This window comes from Bradyrhizobium hereditatis (assembly GCF_020329435.1).
In the GTDB taxonomy this organism is placed as follows: Bacteria; Pseudomonadota; Alphaproteobacteria; order Rhizobiales; family Xanthobacteraceae; genus Bradyrhizobium; species Bradyrhizobium hereditatis.
This window is the reverse complement of record NZ_JAGKJK010000012.1, coordinates 72,033-89,910: the sequence shown is the minus strand read 5'-3', so window position 1 is coordinate 89,910 and position 17,878 is coordinate 72,033. Positions and strand designations below refer to the sequence as shown.

The following is a 17,878-nucleotide window of genomic DNA, read 5'->3' as shown; positions in this document are numbered from 1 at the left end:
AACCGCATTTCGGAGCGAACCATGAACTGGCTCACCAACGTCGTCCGTCCGAAAATCCGCAACATGCTGCGGCGCGAGACGCCGGAGAATCTGTGGATCAAGTGTCCGGATTCCGGGCAGCTCGTGTTCTACAAGGACGTCGAGGCCAACCAGTTCGTCATTCCCGGCTCGAACTACCACATGCGCATGGGCGCGGTGGCGCGGCTGAAATCGATCTTCGACAATGAGACCTGGTACGACATCGCGTTGCCCGAAGTGACGGCCGATCCGCTCAAGTTTCGCGATGAGCGCAAATATGTCGACCGCATCAAGGACGCGCGCGCCAAGACCGGGATGAATGACGCCGTCAAGGTCGGATACGGCAAGCTCGAGGGCATGGGCGTCGTCATCGCGGTGCAGGATTTCGATTTCATGGGCGGTTCGCTCGGCATGGCCGCGGGCGAGGCGATCGTGCGCGGGCTTGAACTCGCGCTCGAAAAGAAGTCGCCCTTCATCATGTTCGCCGCCTCTGGCGGTGCGCGAATGCAGGAAGGCATCCTGTCGCTGATGCAGATGCCGCGCACCACCGTTGGCGTGCAGATGCTGCGCGAAGCCAAGCTGCCCTACATTGTGGTGCTGACCAATCCGACCACCGGCGGCGTCACCGCATCCTATGCGATGCTAGGGGACGTCCATATTGCCGAGCCCGGCGCGCTGATCGGCTTCGCCGGTGCACGCGTGATCGAGCAGACCATCCGCGAGAAGCTGCCGGAAGGATTCCAGCGCGCCGAGTACCTGCTCGATCATGGCATGATCGACATGGTGGTGCATCGCCACGAGATGCGTCCGACGCTGGCGCGGCTCTGCCGCCTCTTGACCAAATCGCCGCCGCTTGAGACGGCTTCAAAGCCTTCACCGCAGGTTACCGATCCCGCCCAGATCGTCTCGACGCCGGAAGCCGTGCCGGCTGCGCCCCACGCGTGAACTGGCCGGCTGCCAGATCCCAGCCGCTCGGTGAGTTGATCGCGCGGCTGTCTGCGTTGCATCCAAAGCGCATCGATCTCAGCCTTGATCGTATGCACCGCCTGTTGGCGCGGCTCGATCATCCCGAGCGCGTGCTGCCGCCAGTGATTCATGTCGCGGGCACCAATGGCAAGGGTTCTACGATCGCTTATCTGCGCGCGATTCTGGAAGCCGCAGGCCTGTGCGTGCACGTCTACACCTCACCCTATCTTGTCCGGATCAACGAATGCTTTCGCATCGGGGCGAAAGGCGGCGGCCAGCTTGCGACTGATACGGAGTTGCGCCGGGTACTGGAGCACTGCGAGCAGGTCAACCAAGGCGAGCCGATCACAATTTTCGAGATGGAGACCGCAGCGGCGTATTGCCTGTTCGCGGAGCATGAGGCCGATGTCGTGCTGCTGGAAACCGGCCTCGGCGGGCGGCTGGATGCCACCAACGTCATCGAGCGGCCGATCGCAACAGTCATTTCGCCTGTCAGCATGGACCACACCGAGTTTCTCGGCAGTTCTTTGACTGCGATTGCCGGCGAGAAGGCCGCAATCATCAAGCGCGGCGCGCCGGTGATCTGCGCGGAGCAGTCGGCGGAAGCGATGTCGGTGATCGAGACGCAGGCCGCCCGCATGCGCGCGCCGCTGCATGCGGCTGGACAGGAATGGCATGTCGGCGTCGAGCGCGGGCGGCTGGTTTATCAGGACGAGCGCGGGCTGATGGATCTTGCGGCACCGAGACTGTTCGGCCGACATCAGTTCGACAATGCCGGTCTTGCCATTGCGACGCTGCGCGCGGTCGGGACGTTCAGGATCGGGATGGCGGCATTCGAGGCCGGCATCGTTGGCGCCGAATGGCCGGCGCGGATGCAGCGGCTCGTCGCGGGCCCGCTGGTCGATCAGGGCCCGCAGGGTTGCGAGGTCTGGCTCGACGGCGGACACAACGCAGAAGGCGGGCGCGTTGCCGCTGCCGCGCTCGGCGATCTCGAAGAACGGGTGTCACGTCCGTTGGTAGTGATCGCAGGGATGATGGCGAACAAGGACGCCGGCGCATTCCTCGCCAATTTCGCCGGGCTGACGCGCCACATCATCGCGGTGCCGATCCCTGGCCGCGACAATGCGATGCCGCCAGATCAGTTGGCGGATGCGGCGCGCGCGCTCGGCATGCGCGTGGAAAATGCGGCAGGTGTCGAGGCCGCGCTGGACGCGCTTTCGCGCCTCGCCTACGAAGTGCCGCCACGGATTCTGATTACCGGCTCGCTCTATCTCGCCGGTCATGTGCTTGAGATTAACGGCACGCCACCGGGCTGAAAATTCGCTCGGCTGAAATTAAATGACCGCTGGAATTGCTTCCAGCGGCCTCCCGGGAAGAAATATGGATTGCTAATGAATTCGCCAGCCCCGGTGTCTGCAAAATGTAGCCAAGATGCTGCCACGCTGCGAGTCGGAATCCGAAGTTCCGCATTAAAACCAAAGGAGTATGTGGCAGGTCGGCTTCACCCAAATGAGGTACGTCGACGTAGCACTGGTCTGGCGCAAGAGCACTGACCTAACTGGAAATCCGCATGCGTTTTGCCGCCATTGCCGATGTGCACGGAAATTATCTCGCGCTGGAAGCCGTGCTGGCCGATATCCGCGCACAGGGCATCGCCGGGATCGTCAATCTCGGCGACATGGCGAGCGGCCCGCTGGATGCGCCGCGCACCATGAACCTATTGATAGCGCTCGATGCCGTCCACGTGCTCGGCAATCACGACCGCTATCTGATCGACCGGCCGCCGGAGAAGATGGGTGCATGGGATCGGCCGGCCCATGCGCAGCTCGACAAGCGCCATCTCGATTGGCTGCGCGGTCTGCCAAAGACAGCGGTGTTCCGCGACCAGGTATTTCTCTGCCACGCAACACCAGAAAACGACGAAGTCTACTGGCTCGAGACGGTTCTGCCCGACGGCACGGTGCGAATGGCTGAGCTTGATGCGATAGAAGCGCGCGCCCAGGGCATCACACAGTCCCTGATCCTCTGCGCGCACACCCACATCGCGCGCGCCGCGCGGCTGCGCGACGGCCGCTTGATCGTCAATCCCGGCAGCGTTGGCTCGCCCGGTTATCGCGACACCCATCCATTTCCGCATGTCGTGGAAGCCGGCACGCCCGACGCGCGTTATGCCATTCTCGAATTGGCCGATGACGCTTGGCGTGTCACGTTCCGGCACGTGCCATATGACCACGAGGCGATGGCGGCGCTGGCGCGCCAGAACGGCCAGCCTGAGCTGGCCAACGCGCTGTCGACGGGATGGATCAGGTAGATCTTAGGGCGGCAACGGGCGATGGTCCGTCGTCCGCGGATGTCGAATAATGCGCGCGGGCCGCTTTTCGCAGCTCGCGCGTCGTGTTGACGGGCAGGATCTGGCAGTCGTGTCAGCGAGCCACAGGGGTCTCATCGGAGACGCCGACATGCTCCCGATAAACCATCTCCCAGCCCTTCCAGCCGGTGAAGAGGAGGATCAGCACCACGATGAACGACAGCACCAAGCCGGTCGGGACGATGGCGGAGGTGCCGTCGGCGTAGCGCGAGTACCAGTTGTAGAGCTGGATCAGAACCGCAATGGCGTTGCCGCCGGCGTGCAGCCAGGCATCGTTGAGATTGCGGATGCGATTGTCACCCATCAGATCAATCACGCCCGCAACGGCGGCGAGCGCGGCCATGATCAGGCCAATCCCCAGCAGCCACAGCGAAGCGCTGGCCCAGAAATCATTCGCGGTTCTCCAGAACGCGAGGTCCGAAACAAACGCCAGTACGAAGCAGGCGACTGGAAATGGAATGAGCATGGGATGGATCGGATGACCGGCAATTTGCGCGGTTGATCTCGGATTTGTCATGAATGCCTCCTCAAGTAGTTTTAGGCATTCAACAGCCTGTTGTGAGGCGGGTTCCTGCGTGAAGGGGCTGGTCGGTCCCGCCAGTGCGCCGCACAACAGGCAGAGAACGCCTGCCGTGCGACATAACGCGCAGCCTCACTTCAACAGCTTCATCGGGTCCGCGACCTTCTGCCGGAGCTGATCGAAGGTGCATTGTCGCGGGGCCTTGTCGGGTCGCCAGCGCAGGATGGAAGTGCCGTGGCGGAACCGTTCGCCGCTGAAATGATCGTAGCAAACTTCGATTACAAGCTTCGGCTTCAATGGACGCCATTCCGCCGAACGCTCGGTCGACCATCGGCTTGGCCCGCCCGGCGCATTGCCGGTGAAGCCGGGCGGCGCGATCAGCGGCTCCAGCCTGTCCGTTAGCGCCGGCTTGTCCGCTTGCTTGATCGCGGAGGTGAAGCCGACATGATGCAAAAGTCCCTCCTCGTCATAGAGGCCGAGCAGCAGCGAGCCTACGACCCTGCGGTTTGCGATTTTGTTGGTGGCGTAGCGGAAGCCGCCGACCACGCAGTCGGCGCTGCGGAATTTCTTGATCTTCTGCATGCCGTCGCGGTTGCCGACCTGGTAGGGCAGGTCGATGCGCTTAGCGATCACGCCGTCCGAGCCGCCGCCAGATTGCTTCAGCCATCGTTGCGCGGTCGCATAGCTCGTCGTGGCTGGCGACAGGCGAAACGTCGGATGCGATTTGAACTGAACTTTTGCAAAGGCTTCGAGCGCGGGACGGCGCTCGCGGAGCGGCGATGCGGCGAGCTTCTTGTCTGCGGCTGATGCCAGCAGATCGAAAGCGAGAAACAGCGCCGGCGTTTCCTGCGAGAGCTTTCTCACCCGGCTCGCGGCCGGGTGAATCCGTTGCAGCAGGTCGTCGAAGGAAAATGCTTTCCCGTGCGGTACGACGATTTCACCGTCGAGCACGAAGTCGCTTGCCTTCAATGCCAGCGCGGCCTGGACCAGTTCGGGAAAATAGCGGGCGAGATCCTCGCCGGACTTGGAGCGGAGATCGACGGTCCCACCGCGGCGGGACATGAGACAGCGAAAGCCATCCCATTTCGGCTCGTACTGCCATTCCGCGCCCTTCGGGATCGCATCGACCGAGCGCGCCTCCATGACCGCGAGCGGAGCAGGGCGACGACGCGCCTTTGGCGATGGCAGGCTCGAGGACTCTACGCGAGACATGCCGTCTCAACGCAAACGGCCGGCTATTCGCCGGCCGTCCCTGGAAAAATATTGCTTTGGGGCCGATCAGACCGCAGCCGAGATCCACTGCTGCAGCTTCGCCTTCGGCGCGGCGCCGACCTGGCGAGAGGCCATCTCGCCGCCCTTGAAGATCATCAGCGTCGGGATCGACATCACGCCGTATTTCGAGGCCGTCTTTGGGCTCTCGTCGACGTTCAGCTTCACGATCTTGACCTTGTCGCCCATGGCGCCGGAAATCTCGTCCAGCGCCGGCGCGATCATGCGGCAGGGGCCGCACCATTCGGCCCAGAAGTCGACGACCACCGGCCCGGTCGCCTTGAGCACTTCGGCTTCGAAATCGGCGTCAGAAACCTTGCCAACGGCCATGGGAATTACCTCGTTCGGTTAGAAATTAATGGGCGCGACCAAAGAATCGCGCCCTGGGATGATGTGGCAAACCTATGAACGTGACCCTGCCGGGTCAAGCGCGGTCACGCCGAGATGATGGATGCCAGCTCGGCCTCCAGCGCGGGGGCCGAAATCTCCATTAATTCGGGGGTTTCGGTCCAGAGCAGGGCGGCGCGGACCGGCCGCTGGGGATAAAGCTTCGCTAGCACCGCCCGATACAGCCCAAGCTGGCGGACATAGCCCTTCGGCGCCTCGTCAGGCCGGCTCGGCGGGGCATGGTTGGTCTTGAAATCGACGATCAAAACCTCGCTGTCGGTGACCACGAGGCGGTCGATTTGACCGGAGACCAGCGCCGGACGTCCGCCCGGTCGCTCCAGCCGTCCGACGATCGAGACTTCAGCCCGGCTGCCGGAGGCGAATACCGGCGCAAAGCGCGCATCGGCTATCAGGGCCAGCGTGCCATCGGCGAGCGCCTGCCGCTCGTCCTCGCTCCAGCCATGGGCATTGCGGGCCAAATAATTCAGCGCGGCCTCACGGCGGCGTTCGGCGGAGATGTCAGGCAGCGACTGCAGGAGCCGGTGCACCAGCGAGCCGCGCTGCAGGGCGCGGGCGCGCTGCATGAGCGATTCGGCCGTCCGTACCGGGTAGGCGTCGTTGTCTGCGGGATCAGAGGGCCGCAGCAGGCTTTCCGGGGAGACCTCAGGCTGTGCCGGGGTCAGCAGCCAGTTGGGCAGTACGACTGGCGCCGGCGGGGGCGCCGCAGCCGACGGAGCGGCAGCCGGCGCGGCTTCTTCCACGCGCGCATAGCGCTTCACCCGGCCCGTGGCGGTCTCGATCTCCTGAAGCTGCAGACCGGAGCCATCAAGCCCCTTGGTGATCAGATCGTACCAGGACAGCGGCCGGACACTCTTCATGTTGCCGGGCAGGCAGCCACCGACGATCAGGCGGTCCGCCGCGCGCGTCATCGCGACATAGAGCAGGCGGCGATATTCATCCTCGGTATCGCCGATCATCGCCTCGCGGGCCGCGGCCACGGCCGGCGGATCCTCCGCCTTGCGGCCGGCCCAAACTACCACGCCAGCCGCATGCGGATCGCCATTGCCCTGCGGCAGGTGAATCAACTTCAGCCGCTGCGTATCCGAAGGCGATGTCGTGGTGTCCACCAGGAACACGACGGAAGCCTCCAGGCCCTTGGCGCCGTGCACCGTCATGACGCGGACCTCGTCGCGCGAGATTTCCATGTCGCGCTTCACTTCGAGGTCGGCCGTGCGCAGCCAGGCCATGAAGCCCTGCAGCGAGGCCGGCGCCTTGCGCTCGTAGCTCAGCGCGAGCTCCAGAAATTCGTCGAGCGCGTCGTTCGCCTCATGCCCGAGCCGGCGCAGAATCCGTGCGCGGCCGCCGTCGCCGCCGAGCAGCCAGGCATAGAAGGCAAACGGCGTTTCGCTGGCGAAACGGCGCTCGCACTGTTCGAGCCGCCACAGCGCATCGCGTAGTCGGCCATCTGTCGCCGCCCGCGCCGCCAAGGACGCGCGCAACGATCCCCTGCGGTCCCAGGCAATCCTGAACAGGTCGTCATCATCAAGGCCGAACAGCGGGCTCTTGAGGGCCACGGCCAGCGCCAGATCATCCTGCGGCAGCAGCAGCGCGTCCGCCAGGTTAATCAGGTCGATGATCGCGATGTGCTCGGTCAGCTTGAGGCGGTCGGCGCCGGCGACCGGGATGCCGGCATGTTTCAGCGCCTGGATCACGGCATCGAACGCGTTGCCGCGCCGGCGCACCAAAACAAGCATGTCGCCATAGCGCAGCGGCCTTCGGTCGCCCTTGCGGCCGGTCATCACGCGGCTTCCAACCAGCGCCTTGATCTCGGCCTGGATGCGCCGCGCCAGCTTCACTTCAGGGCTGGTTGCGGAGACGCCGTCGAACGGCGCGCGCCAGCCCTCGATGTCCTGCCGGTCATCGGCTTCGGCGAGCTCCCAGAGATCAATCTGGCTGGGACCCGCGTCGGCCAGCGCGTGATGGATCGGGTTGCCGATATCGACCGCGTGGATGCTGCGGTAGATGTCCTGCTCGCGAAACACCTGGTCGACCGCATGCAGGATCGCAGGTCCTGACCGGAACGAATAGGTAAAGGACACCGGATCGAACTTCAGTCCGGCGCCCTCGAACTTTCTCTGCAACGCACGGCGGCGCAGGTCGAATTCGCGGGGAGCAGCGCCCTGAAACGAAAAGATCGACTGTTTCTCGTCGCCGACCGCGAATACCGTCCGCACCACGTCCTCGCGCGCGCCTGCTCCGGAAGTGAATTCGGAGATGATGTGCGCGACAATGTCCCATTGCTTGGGGCTGGTATCCTGCGCCTCGTCGATCAGCACATGGTCGACGCCGCGGTCGAGCTTGTAATGCACCCAGCCCGAGGAGACACGGTCGAGCATCTCCAGCGTCTTGTCGATCAGGTCGTCGTAGTCGAGCAGGCCGCGCTCCTGCTTCTCGCGCCTATAATTGGCGGCCGCGGCGGTTGCGATATGGAGCAGCGCCTCGGTGCGGTCGCGCGCCACCAAGGCGCGGCGGCGTTCGATCAGGGGCATAACGCGCCGGGCCTCGGATTCGATCAGCCGGCCGATCGCGGGATTATTGTCGCAGAACTTCCTCGTCACCACCGATTTGCGCGGCGTGCGTTCGGTGTCGGTGAGAAATAACGTGAGGTATTGATCGACCTGCGCTGCGCCGCTGAACACCAGCGCTTCCCGCAGCCGCGCCGCCTGATCCTGATCCGACTTGCTACCGGTTTCCAGAACTAGCGCAATCTCAGACCATCTCTCGCGTGGCAGATTCGGCCCGTCGACGATGTCGCGCTCGACGTCTTCAAGACGATCATTGGGATCGACCCCGAGCGCTGCCGAAATCTGCACAGCGGCCGCCTGCGCGCTGCCGGCGGCATCCGTCCAGGCCATGAAATGGTCGCGGCTGAGACAGGCTTCGCGCACCACGTCCTTGAAGGTGACGTCGGCGGCGCTTGCCATCGCCGTCATCAGCGCGCGACCGGTCGGGCTGTCGGGATTGCGCGACGCTTCAAGGAACACAGCAAGATTGGCGCGCTCCATCATCTCGTTCTGGTCGCGATCGTCGAGCACGGCAAAGCGCGCGGGCACGTTGGCCTCGAACGGGAACTGCTGCAGGAGGCGCGTGCACAATGCGTGAATGGTCTGCACCTTCAGCCCGCCGGGCGTCTCCAGCGCGCAGGCGAAAAGTTTTCGTGCCGATCTTCGCAAGCGAGCGCTGGGATAGGCAATGCCGGCCTCGCGGATCGCGGCGTCCAGCGCGTCGTCGTCGAGCGTCACCCAATGGCCGAGCGTGGTGAATACGCGCTCCGCCATGTTGGCGGCGGCGGCCTTCGTAAAGGTGATGCAGAGGATTTTTTCCGGTGCGACGCCGTCGAGCAGCAGCCGGATCACCCGCTGCACCAGCACGTGTGTCTTGCCTGATCCGGCATTCGCCGAGACGAAGGCGGAAGCCGCGGGATCGGATGCGCGCGCCTGCGTGGCGCGCACGGCATCGGGAATGATGCGCCTGGCCTTCACCATTCTTCGATCCCCAGGCCGCCGGCCGCCGACCATTCCTTGATACGGGCGAGGTCGTCATAGGCGCCGTAACGGTTCGACCACATCGACAGGTTCAGTGAGGTGTAGGCGGTCTCCTCGTTTTCGAATTTGCGGATCAAGGCTTCGAGCTGCGCGCGCGCATAGTCGGCGGCCTCGTCCGGCGGCTGTGGCGTATCATTGTTCCTGATCTTGAGCTCCAGCGTCCGCTGTTCGCCCGGCGGATTATTGCCGCTGAGCCTGACGTAGACGAGTTCTCCGACCGACGAACCGGCGTGGATATTCTCAAAGCCGCCCTCGCGCAGGATCGCGGCCTCCAGCGTCAATTGCGGCGACAGGCCCATGCGCACCTGCTTGCCGGTCGGCGGCTGGCCGGTCTTGTAATCGAGGATCGCAAAACTGCCGTCACGGCGCTGCTCGATCCGGTCGGCGCGCGCCGACAGCGTAAAGATGCGCTCATTGCCAAGCGGAATTTTGATCTCGCCCCTGATCTCGGCTGCAATCTTCTCGATGTGATCGCGCCGAGCCAGCTCCCAATCCGCAAACCAGGTCGCGATGCGCTGAAAGCGGGGCCACCACAGCGCGCGCGCTTCGGGCCGCTCCATCAGCGGCGCGAAATGCTTCTCGCCGATGCCGCGCAGCGCCAGCGCCGGCTGCGGAGGAAGGACGTCGGCGAATTTTTGCGTGAACTCGCCGAGCGCATCATGGATCGCCGAGCCGCGATCGGCAGCCGACAGCGGCATGTCGACGGGGGCGAGCGGCTCGAGTCGCAGGATATATTTGGCGTAGATCGTATAGGGATCGCGCAGCCAGTCCTCGATCGCCGTGACCGACAGTTTTAGCGGCCGCGTCGCGACGGGCGGTTTCGGCGCGGGCTGCGCGATCGGTTTGACCTCGTCGGGTTGATCCAGTTCAGCGGCGAAGCGGACGTATTTTTCTCCGACGCTTTTGGCTTCAGCCCAGCGCGCTTCGCCGGCGACCGCCTCCAGGCGGTGCAGAAAGCGCGAGGCGACGGCCGGCGCGCCGCCGACTTTGGCCGCATGGGTCAGGATCACATCATCCGTTCCCAACAGCTGCGCAAAGTCATGCGCGGAAAGACCGATGCGTCGCTCCGGCAGATCGAGGCCGAGCTCGTGGCGCATCGGGCGGCTGAGCCATGGGTCGACCCGCGGCGCCGGCGGCCATACGCCTTCGACCAGCCCGCCAAGAATGACGCGGTCGGATTCGGTCAGCCGCGCTTCGAGCTGGCCGTAAATCTGCAGCTGCGCATTCGTGGACTCCGGTCGCCGCACCATGCGATCGGCGTAAGCGGTCTGGAACACATCTGGATAATCGCCGAGCTGGACCATCAGGCCGCTCGGCTTTTGCTCGGCGAGCAGGTCGTCGAACGCCCCGGCCAGCGCCGCGCCCTGGGCTTGCTCGAAGGCGACCGCAACGCCGTTCTGATCTGAAGACAGCGCGATCAGCGCCTCGCGATGGCGCAGCGCCAGTTCGGCGAAATCAAACGGCTTCGACGTGCCCACGATTTCGAGCGGCTCCAGCGCCTTCTGCAATGCCGCGATCAGCGATTGCGCCTGATCGAGCTCATCATCCCGTAATCTCGTGCGCAGCTCGGCGGCGTGCAGCGAGGATGTCTCATGGCTCCTGAGCTTCTTGAGCTCCGCGCGGAAACGTTCGAAGTCGCGCGCCAATCCCGCAGTGCCGGCCTGTGGCCGGGTGCCGCGCAACAGCGCCAGTTCGAGAACCTCGATGGCGCGCTTGAACGCGCCATAGGCGCCGCCCAGCCGAAACAGCGGATGTTTCAAGAGCGCGAGCAATGTCGCCGGCTCCAATCCCTTGGCGGCGGCTTCCGCCGTTAGGCGGGCAAAGATGCCGCTCGGCGTATCCATCAGCGCATCGCCGCCGGAATCATTGAACTCGAGATTCCAGCGGGTCAGCGCCGCCATTACCCGCCGCGCCAGCGCGCGATCCGGCGTCACCAGCGCCGCCGATTTGCCGAGGTGCCGCGCCTCGCGCATCGCGACCGCAATCGCCAGCGCCTCCATCTCCGAACTGGGCGCCTCAATCACCGCAAGCTTCGCCATGCCGCCGGCGATCCGTGCCGAAACATCGGGCTGCGCCAGCCGATCATGCCATTGCTCGGTCGCCGTCGACGGCCGCATCGTCTCCGATATCAGCACCTCGCGCCCGCCCGGGGCTGGTATGCCCAAGATTTCGACGTCGCTTCGCTTGATGCCGAAACGGTCCAGCAGGGCATGCATCGCAAATTGCGGGTGATTCGAGGCGGGCTGCGTGGTGAATTTACCTTGCGCATCCCTGACGCCGCCGATCGTCTGCCAACTTTCTTCGTCGAGGTCGGTGTCGAGCCCGGGCAGCACCACCGCGCCCTGCTTCAGCCGGGCCACGGCGTTGAGAAACTTCGCGGTCGCCGGCATCGAACCGGTCGAGCCGGCTGCGATCACCGGTCCCTCGTGATGCGCAGTCAGCCGCGCGGCTTCCGCCTCGATCAGGCGGTCGCGTCGTTCGGCGGGCTCGATGCGGCCGATCTCCTTCAGATGGTCGGGCCATGCCTTGCGCGCGATGCGCAGGAACTCCAGCGAATGCTGCCAGTATTTGTCGAACTGATCTGGCACGAGCTTATCGAGGGCTTCCCAGGCAACACCGCGCGTCACCATGTCGTCCATCAGCCGCGCCAGATCGCCGGCCAGTGCCAGCGTCGAGGCGGGGCCGCCGACCACCAGCGGCGCCGACACCGGGCTCTTCGCCCATGCAGCCACCAGATGCGCCAGTGTCAGCCGCCGTTCCAGTTCGCCGAGCCGCGGCGGAATGTCGAGTGGCGCCACCCCGCTGAACTGTTCGGAGCCTTCCGAAAATGCCAGCTCGTCCTCGTCGATATCGCCGAGCGCCACGATGCGCGGCAGGATCGCGGCGTCCGTCTTCAGCTCATCGAGGAAGATTTCCCGCGCCAGCCGCCCGGCGCGCCGGGTCGGCAGATAGAGCGTCGCGCGCGCGAGGTTGAGCGGATCCTTTCGCGCCTCGAACCCTTCGACCAGCCGGCCGTCGACCAGCGCCGCGATGACGGTGCGCAGGAACGGCACGGAGAGGGGAACGCTGAAAACGCGCATGGGCTTCCTGATTCGAGATCAGGCGCCAATATAGGGAGGGACGGCGGAGAGGTCATGCGGGTGAGCGCGGCGTCCCCGCTACTCACTGCCGAGGCAGTCCGGCCCCATTCTACTTTGCATGGGGTTGTTTTCGAGATTTTCTGTCTGAGCCTCGCGGGCAGACCGGCTCGACCCCGTCCAGCTGCGTAGGGTGGGCAAAGCGCAAGCGTGCCCACCATGTTCGTCCGAGATTTCGGGTGCAAATGGTGGGCACGCTTCGCTCTGCCCACCTTACGAATCCTGTGGGGCTGGCTACGCCACGCTTTCCAGGAAAGCCTCTTCCGCGGCCTGCACCGCGTCGGGGGTTCCGACATGCATCCAGACGCCGTCGAGCCTGAGCCCGAACAACCGCTCCTGCTCGTTGGCGCGGTCGAACATCTTGGTCAGTGAGAACTCGCCGGTGGGCGCGTCGGCAAACAGCGAAGGCGACATGATCGCCGCACCGGCATAGACGAACGGCACCACCTGGTGTTCGCGCCGCTTGCGCAGCGCGCCATCGGGCAGCATCGCGTAATCGCCGCGGCCGGAATAGCCGATGCTGTTCGTGGTCGGCGCCATCAGGAGCAGGATGTCCATCCGCGCCGGATCGAAGGTTTCGGCGAGCCGTGCCAAATTGGACCGCACGCCGTCGATCCACATCGTATCGGCGTTGAGATGGAAGAACGGCTCCTTGCCGAGCTGCGGCAGCGCCTTCACCACGGCGCCGCCGGTGCCGAGCACTTCGTTGCGCTCGTCGGAGATGATGACGCGGGGGCGGGTGCGGCTCGCGGTGTACTGGATGATCTGGTCAGGCAGGTAATGCACGTTGACCACGGCCTCGCTGACGCCGGCGGCAGCGAGCTTGTCAAGTACGTGGTCGAGCAGCGGCTGACCGGCTACGCGCACCAGCGGCTTTGGCATGTGGTCGGTCAGAGGGCGCATGCGCACACCGAGACCGGCGGCAAGGACCATGGCTTTGGTAGGCGTAACGGGCATTCCTGGAATTTCTTTCCAATCATTCAAATCGTGCCGCGGACCATACCACGCCGATTCGCCTGTTGCAGTGGACCGGGAGGCCATAGTTGCCGCGCATGACGGCCGTACGACAGCCGCATGCGAGCCAAAGTCAGGCGTTGGCGTCCTCTGTCCCGCGCTTTGCCGCCTTCTTTTTCTTGTCGCCCTGTCTCAGGAAGTTGACGCCGATCTGGTCGCCATTGACCCAGGCCAGCTCGCAGCGGCGGTAGGCCAGTCCCGTGGACGACAGCAGCAGGAAGAATTCCTTCAGATGCAGGCCCTCGACCGAGCCTTCCACCGTCAGCTTGGCGCCAGTCTCGGAGACGTCTTCCATCACGCAGTCGCGCCGCCAGGTACCGTCGATGCCCATCATGTGCGCCGCAAAGCCGCGCTCGAATACGACTCGATCTCCCCGGCGCCGTTCCGCTCCCGCCATGGCTGTCTTCCCGCTTCAAATTGGCTGCGTCATGCCTGCTCGGCATGGTTGGTTCCAGATTAAGTGCGGGGTGGCTAACAGGAGGTAAATCAGGGAACGGGCGGCGGGACATTGGCGGCGTACCATTCGCGAAACGCCGCCAGCGCCGGATGCGCCAGCGAGCGGTTCAAATAGGTCCAGATCCGCGGCTGGTGGCGCAGATATTGCGGCTTGCCGTCGCGGCGGTTGAGCCGGGCGAAAGTGCCGAGCAGGCGCGTATTCCGCTGCGCCGACATGATGGCGTAGAGCTCTGCAAAGCTCGCGGGATTGAACTCGCTATCCGTTGTGCGGCGCGCCTTGATGTAGCGGGTCAGCAGCGCCAGCTCGAGCTGTTCGGGAACGTCGATCCGCGCGTCCTGCAGAAGCGACACCAGATCGTAGGCGGCGGGGCCCAGCACGGCATCCTGGAAGTCGATGATGCCGACGCGCAAGATGCCTGTGCGCTCGCCTAGCCAGATGATATTGGGCGAATGAAAATCCCGCATCACCCAGGTGCGCGGCGCTGCCGCCGGCTTTGCCAGCAGCGTTCGCCACATCGTGACGAACTCGTCGCGTTTTTGCTGACTGACGTCAGCGCCACGATCCGGCATGTACCATTCGAGCATCAGCCCGATCTCGACCAGCCATGCATCGATGTCGTAGATCGGAATTTGGTATGAAGCTTGCGGCGTCAGCGGCGCCGTTTCGGGCAGGGGTTTGCGATGCAACTCCGCCAGCATGTCGGTCGCGGCCTCATAGCGCTCCGCGATCGGCTGCGGTGGATCACCCTCGATGATGCCGGCATTGCCGAAATCCTCGCTGATCAGAAAGCCGGATTCGAGATCGGCGTGGCGGATCGCGGGCGCCGAGAAACCGTGCGCGCGCAGGCCATTGTCGATGGCAACGAACGGCTTGACGTCTTCGGCTAGATGAACGGCGGCGCTGTAGGATTTGCCGTCATAGATCGTCGGCCCGTCCGGGCGGCGCGGCGAATTCATCAGGATCGAGGTGCCGTCGCCTTGGATCAGCCGCGCATAGGAGCGCGTCGAGGCGTCGCCGGGCATGCGCTCGCGATCGGCGGTCAGGAAGCCGGCTTGGGTGAGAAATTTGCGCAAGGCCTCCAGCCGCGCCACCTGCGCGGCTGCCTTGCCATAGCCAGTGATTTCGGCAGCGCGCGCGGAGGACCCGAGCGCCGGGCGATGGCTGAAGGCGATGTCGATGCGATCTTCGGGCAGCGCGTCCGGTGCGCGCTCCGGCCACTCGATCAGCGCCAGTGTGCCTTCCGGTAGCGGCGAGAGCCCGATCTCCTCCAGTTCGTCCGGGTCATTGATGCGATAGAGATCGGCATGAAGAAGCGGAAACGACAGCTCATAGCTCTGCGCCAGCGTGAAGGTCGGGCTTGGCACTTCCAGCGTGGGATCGCCGGCGAGATAGCGGATCATCGCGCGCGCTGCCGCTGTTTTGCCCGCGCCGAGATCGCCGGAGAGCGTGATCACGTCGCCCGGCCCGACCAGCAGCGCCAGATCGGCCATCAGATGCGCTGTTGCCGTCTCGTTCGCCAACGCCACCGTAAATGTTGCAGGTGCGGTCATTCGGCGGCGTTGCGATGCGCGTTCTGGTCGATCGGGAAGTCGCAGGTGACGGACGTGCCTTTGCCGACCACCGAATCGACGCGCACCTTGCCGCCATGCAGCTCGACGAAGGAGCGCACCAGCGACAGGCCAAGCCCGGCGCCGCGGTGCCGCGAGCCGTGCGAGTGGCTCTCGAACCAATCAAATACCTTGTCTTTCACCTCGGCCGGAATGCCAGGGCCGCAATCGCTGACGGTGAAGATCACGCGATGCTCGGTCCGCCGCGCGCTGATCGTGACCGCGGCGCCGTGCGGCGAGAATCCGACGGCGTTGGCGAGCAGGTTATAAAGTACCTGCACCACGCGCCGCTCGTCGCCGGTGAAGTTTCCGATATTGGGATCGATGTCGATCTTGAGCTCGATGCGGTCGGTCGCGAGGCGGTCCTGAATGCCTTCGGCAGCGGCCTGGATGGCCTTTTCGATGTTCACCGGGCCGAGCTCGAGCTTCATGGCGCCGGCATCGATGGTGGCGAGATCGAGAATGTTGTTGGTGAGCGCGAGCAGCGCGTTGGTCGACTTGGTGACGTAGTCTAGATACTCGGCCTGCTTCGGCGTCAGCGGGCCGGTCGAGGGATCGCTGAGGAAATGCGCAAAGCCGATGATGGTGGTGAGGGGCGCGCGCAGTTCGTAGGAAACATGGTGGACGAAATCCACCTTCATCTGGCCGGCGGCCTCTAACGCCTCGTTGCGCTCGCGCAGCGCCCGCTCGACATTTTCGGTGTCGGTGATGTCCTGGAAGGTCAGAAGCGTCGCGCCATCGGGCAGCGGCATGGTCATGCAGTCCAGCACGCTGCCGTCCTTGCGCTCGAGTTTCAGCGCGACCTGCGCCCGGTTCTCGATTCCCGTGATCGCTTCGCGCAGCGCCCGCCAGGTCAGCGCATCCTCGAACAGCGGCTTGCACCATGCTTCCACGGTTTCGATGTGCGGCTGTTCTTTCAGTGATTCCGCCGACAGCTTCCACATTTTGACGAAAGCCGGATTGAACAGTTCGACTCGGCCGTTGCTGCCGAACACTGCGACGGCTTCAGCCAGATTGTCGAGCGTTTCGTGCTGGACCCGGGTCAGCCGGTCATAGCGGCGTGCGAGATCGAGGCTCTCGGTGACATTATCGAACAGATAGGTGACGCCGCCTTCGAGATTGGGCGTTGTGACGACGCTAAGCGCGCGGCCGTCGGGCAGAAACCAGGTGTAGGTCGCCGGCTCAACGGCACGATAGGCTTCGTGCAGCTTGGCCTTCCAGGCCCGGAAGTCGGGCTGCTCGGGCAATTTGCGCGCCGCGCGCAGCCGGTCGAGCACGCTCGAATCGTCGGGATTGGAATCGAGGAAGGCCTGATCGAGGCCCCATAGCCGCCGGTAGGACTCATTGTAGAAGGCAAGCCGGCGCTGGCCATCGAACACGGCGACCCCCGGCGACAATTGGTCGAGGGTGCGGCGGTGGGCTTCCACCATCCGCTCCATGGCGTCGCGCAATTGCGCGGCCTCGCCGGCGTCAATGGCAATGCCGGCGCTGCCGCCGCTGAGCTTGAGCGCCTGAACGTCATAGATGCGCCGCTCGCCGCCGACGACGATCGGCAGCCGTGCGGTGAAGGTGGCATTGTCGTTCAGGACGCGGCTCATCTCGGCGCGCTGATCGTTCTCCAGGAGTTCGAGGTTGCGATGGATCGTATCCGCGACGCTCTTGCCTTCCGTGGCCCGGACATAGGCCGCGTTGGCGTAACGCAGATTGCCTTCGGCGCTCTTGGCCCAGATCGGCCAGGGCGCCGCGGCGGCGAAGTCGCGCAATAGCTCGGTCTCCTCCAAAAGTGTCCTGTAGCGCAGATTGGATTCAGCAAGCTCCCGGCGCAACCCGCCGAGTTCGCGAATCCGCACAATGGCTTGGCCGCCGATAGCACGGCCCATCGCTTCGATGGCGCGGCCGTTTGCGGTGGAGAGATTGAGCAGAAAGCTTTCGCCGACCTCACGCAGCGCGTCGACCGCGTGATCCATCTGCAGCGCCGGTTCCGGCGGCAACCAGGTTCCAAAGGCGAGGATGCGCTGTGGTGAGCTCGACAGCGCGTCCGGCGAGAGCAGAAGCGAGATGTCGCCGCTGATCTGGGGCCGATTGTCGCCGGCTGCCCAGGCGATCAGGACCTGGGGTTCGGCAAATAACAGCGCGCGTAGCCGATCCGCCTGGACCTGCAGGTCGGCGATGTCGGAGCGCAGGCTGAGTTCCGTCCGAGTGGCCTTGATGCGCGTCCGCATCAGGAGGATCGCGGCCACCACGGTAAAGCCGAGCAGCGACAGCGCCGTCATCAGCGCCGCGAACTCCTGTTGATTGAGGTCGAACAGGGTCGAAATCGCCTGCCCGATGGTCAGCTCGGCGGCCAATGCGGGTTCCGGCGATGCGGAGAGGGTGGCGAGCGCGATCATGCCGTGGCGCGCCAGTGAGGTGCACGACAGCAGGGTTCGACGCATCGCAGCGACTACGCCCGACATTATTTGCCCCAAGAACGCGACTGCAGACCCGGCACTACCCCCAGCGCATAATCCCGCCAAAATATGAGCGGTTT

The 17,878-nt window shown here is 64.6% G+C and carries 12 protein-coding genes; 3 read left to right on the top strand and 9 right to left on the bottom strand.

All coding sequences use genetic code 11. From position 1 onward, the window contains the following. Positions 1–21 precede the first annotated feature (21 nt). From accD to J6524_RS26140, 3 genes are all read left to right on the top strand, one after another. Positions 22–963: an acetyl-CoA carboxylase, carboxyltransferase subunit beta gene (gene accD / locus J6524_RS26150; RefSeq protein WP_225675918.1), complete on the top strand. Its 942-nt coding sequence runs from the start codon at positions 22–24 to the stop codon at positions 961–963. Then, positions 960–2,300, top strand: a complete 1,341-nt coding sequence (locus tag J6524_RS26145) for a bifunctional folylpolyglutamate synthase/dihydrofolate synthase (RefSeq protein ID WP_225675916.1) — start codon at positions 960–962, stop codon at positions 2,298–2,300. Before accD ends, J6524_RS26145 begins: the two co-directional genes overlap by 4 nt. A gap of 254 nt (positions 2,301–2,554) precedes the next feature. After that, positions 2,555–3,295: a metallophosphoesterase family protein gene (locus tag J6524_RS26140; RefSeq protein ID WP_225675914.1), complete on the top strand. Its 741-nt coding sequence runs from the start codon at positions 2,555–2,557 to the stop codon at positions 3,293–3,295. A 112-nt stretch (positions 3,296–3,407) separates the two neighbouring features. Here J6524_RS26140 and J6524_RS26135 read toward each other — a convergent pair whose 3' ends face one another. From J6524_RS26135 to J6524_RS26095, 9 genes are all read right to left on the bottom strand, one after another. Then, positions 3,408–3,869 (bottom strand): DUF2231 domain-containing protein, encoded by a 462-nt coding sequence (locus tag J6524_RS26135; protein WP_225675912.1) that lies wholly within the window; start codon positions 3,867–3,869, stop codon positions 3,408–3,410. A 135-nt stretch (positions 3,870–4,004) separates the two neighbouring features. After that, entirely contained in the window at positions 4,005–5,084 is a 1,080-nt protein-coding gene (locus J6524_RS26130; RefSeq protein ID WP_283843350.1) for an ATP-dependent DNA ligase, read from the bottom strand. 66 nt (positions 5,085–5,150) lie between these two features. Then, positions 5,151–5,471 carry a thioredoxin gene (trxA, locus tag J6524_RS26125; RefSeq protein WP_171712798.1) on the bottom strand — a complete coding sequence of 107 codons (321 nt, stop codon included), beginning with the start codon at positions 5,469–5,471 and terminating at the stop codon, positions 5,151–5,153. A 104-nt stretch (positions 5,472–5,575) separates the two neighbouring features. Further along, the gene (gene addA, locus J6524_RS26120; RefSeq protein ID WP_376712081.1) at positions 5,576–9,073 is read right to left on the bottom strand and encodes a double-strand break repair helicase AddA; all 3,498 of its coding nucleotides are present in this window, start codon (positions 9,071–9,073) and stop codon (positions 5,576–5,578) included. Next, positions 9,067–12,213, bottom strand: a complete 3,147-nt coding sequence (gene addB, locus J6524_RS26115) for a double-strand break repair protein AddB (RefSeq protein ID WP_225675910.1) — start codon at positions 12,211–12,213, stop codon at positions 9,067–9,069. The genes addA and addB overlap by 7 nt, the downstream gene beginning before the upstream one ends. Positions 12,214–12,504: 291 nt before the next feature. After that, complete coding sequence (locus tag J6524_RS26110; protein WP_225675908.1) at positions 12,505–13,227, bottom strand: nucleotidyltransferase family protein; 723 nt, start codon at positions 13,225–13,227, stop codon at positions 12,505–12,507. 130 nt (positions 13,228–13,357) lie between these two features. Continuing rightward, entirely contained in the window at positions 13,358–13,681 is a 324-nt protein-coding gene (locus tag J6524_RS26105) for a PilZ domain-containing protein (RefSeq protein ID WP_225675906.1), read from the bottom strand. Positions 13,682–13,770: 89 nt separating this feature from the next. Continuing rightward, on the bottom strand, positions 13,771–15,291 hold the full coding sequence (gene tsaE / locus J6524_RS26100; protein WP_225675904.1) for a tRNA (adenosine(37)-N6)-threonylcarbamoyltransferase complex ATPase subunit type 1 TsaE: 1,521 nt from the start codon (positions 15,289–15,291) through the stop codon (positions 13,771–13,773). Then, the gene (locus J6524_RS26095) at positions 15,288–17,804 is read right to left on the bottom strand and encodes a PAS domain-containing sensor histidine kinase (RefSeq protein WP_225675901.1); all 2,517 of its coding nucleotides are present in this window, start codon (positions 17,802–17,804) and stop codon (positions 15,288–15,290) included. Before J6524_RS26095 ends, tsaE begins: the two co-directional genes overlap by 4 nt. Positions 17,805–17,878: the final 74 nt, after the last annotated feature.